Source organism: Cupriavidus sp. YAF13 (assembly GCF_052113425.1).
GTDB lineage: Bacteria > Pseudomonadota > Gammaproteobacteria > Burkholderiales > Burkholderiaceae > Cupriavidus.
Window position 1 is genome coordinate 1 of sequence record NZ_JBFRDD010000138.1, and the last position, 1,544, is coordinate 1,544.

Here is a 1,544-nt window from a genome sequence, read left to right on the forward strand (position 1 = left end):
GTGGCCGCCACGCTCAGCGTGAAGTTGGCGTCGCTGGTTGGCGTGATCGTCAGTGAGCCTAGCGTCCAGCCATGGACGTCGACCGCGCTATGACTTGCATCGGCGGTGAAGCTGTGGCTGCCATCGCTCAACGTGGCCCCGACCGGGATCGCACTGACCACCAGCGAGGCCAGGCTGTTGCTGTCGCCAGTCAGGCCGTTGACCGTGGCGCCGAGGTTCAGCGCGATGGCSGCGCCCTCGACCCCACTCTCTGCCACCGGCGCCAGGGCTGGCGCCAGCGGRTTGAYCGTCACCGTCTCGGTSGCCGTGGTGGTGGTACTGAGATTGCCTTCGCCGTCGGCAGTGGTGGCCGCCACGCTCAGCGYGAARTTGGCGTCATTGGTCGGCGTGATCGTCAGTGAGCCTAACGTCCAGCCATGGACATCGACCGCAGTGTGGCTCGCATCGGCCGTGAAGCTGTGGCTGCCGTCGCTCACAGTGGCACCGRCCGGGATCGCCCCGACCACCAGCGAGGCCAGGCCATTGCYGTCGCCRGCCAGGCCGTTGACCGTSGCGCCGAGGTTCAGCGCGATGGCCGCGCCCTCGACCCCRCTCTCTGCCACCGGCGCCAGGGCTGGCGCCAGCGGGTTGACCGTCACCACCTCGGTGGCCGTGGTGGTGGTGCTGAGGTTGCCCTCGCCGTCGGYRGYGGTGGCCGCCACGCTCAGCGTGAAGTTCGCGTCGCTGGTCGGCGTGATCGTCAGTGAGCCTAGCGTCCAGCCATGGACATCGACCGCGCTGTGGCTCGCATCGGCGGTGAAGCTGTGACCGCCCGCGCCGTCGCTCAGCGTGGCACCGGCCGGGATCGCGCCGACCACCAGCGAGGCCAGGCCATTGCTGTCGCCGGCGAGGCCGTTGACCGTGGCGCCCAGATTCAGCGCGATCGCCGCGCCCTCGACTCCGCTCTCTGCCACCGGCGCCAGGGTGGGCGCCAGCGGATTGACCGTCACCGTCTCGGTCGCGGTGGTGGTGGTGCTGAGGTTGCCCTCGCCGTCGGCAGTGGTCGCCGCCACGCTCAGCGTGAAGTTCGCGTCATTGGTCGGCGTGATCGTCAGTGAGCCTAGCGTCCAGCCATGGACATCGACCGCGCTATGACTCGCATCGGCGGTGAAGCTGTGACCACCCGCGCCGTCGCTCACAGTGGCACCGACCGGGATCGCGCCGACCACCAGCGAGGCCAGGCCATTGCTGTCGCCGGCGAGGCCGTTGACCGTCGCGCCGAGGTTCAGCGCGATGGCCGCGCCCTCGACTCCGCTCTCGGCCACTGGCGCCAGGCTCGGCGCCAGCGGATTGACCGTCACCGTCTCGGTGGCAGTGGTGGTGGTGGTGCTGAGGTTGCCCTCGCTGTCGGTGGCGGTGGCCGCCACGCTCAGCGTGAAGTTGGCGTCGCTGGTTGGCGTGATCGTCAGTGAGCCTAGCGTCCAGCCATGGACRTCGACCGCGCTATGACTTGCATCGGCGGTGAAGCTGTGGCTGCCATCGCTCAACGTGGCCCCGACCGGGAT

At 69.4% G+C, this 1,544-nt stretch carries 1 pseudogene; it reads right to left on the reverse strand.

What is annotated here, in order from left to right:
• Nucleotides 1-1,544: pseudogene (locus tag AB4061_RS40495) on the reverse strand (hypothetical protein); the annotation flags it as partial.